Source organism: Lamprobacter sp., from assembly GCF_034860625.1.
GTDB lineage: Bacteria > Pseudomonadota > Gammaproteobacteria > Chromatiales > Chromatiaceae > Lamprobacter.
Genome location: NZ_JAYESN010000758.1, coordinates 1 through 470 on the forward strand (window position 1 = coordinate 1; position 470 = coordinate 470).

At 61.1% G+C, this 470-nt stretch carries 1 protein-coding gene; it reads left to right on the forward strand.

Annotation, left to right across the window (positions count from 1 at the left end; genetic code table 11):
- A partial coding sequence (locus VBE63_RS31165) for a reverse transcriptase domain-containing protein (protein WP_323686803.1) occupies positions 1–470 on the forward strand: 470 nt, incomplete at both ends.

Below are 470 nucleotides of genomic sequence, written 5' to 3' on the forward strand. Positions count from 1 at the left end.
AACGTTTCACAGCAAGAGCGCGTCAAGGACTGCAGGAGCGGTTCACCGCCCTCATGGGACTAATGTTTGAGCCCGAGGGCCTGCGCGAAAGCTTCGAGCGCCAAGACGGACGCAAGGTGCCCGGAGTCGATGGGACCAGAAAAGACGACTATGGAGAAGGACTGGACACGCGCCTGGAGGATTTATCGGCACGGATACGCCGGATGGGCTACCGGCCACAACCGGTACGGCGCACCTCCATTCCCAAAGGGGATGGCCGCCATCGGCCGTTAGGCGTGCCGTGTTTTGAAGACCGCCTGGTCCAAGATCAGCTCAGTCGTATTCTTCAGGCCATTTGGGAGCCAGAATTCCGCGATTGCTCCTATGGCTTCCGACCGGGGCGCAGTGCGCATGACGCGCTACGGCGACTGGCCGAGGTCATCACCAACGAGCGCACGCAGTGGGTGGTGGAAGCCGACATCAAAGGCTTC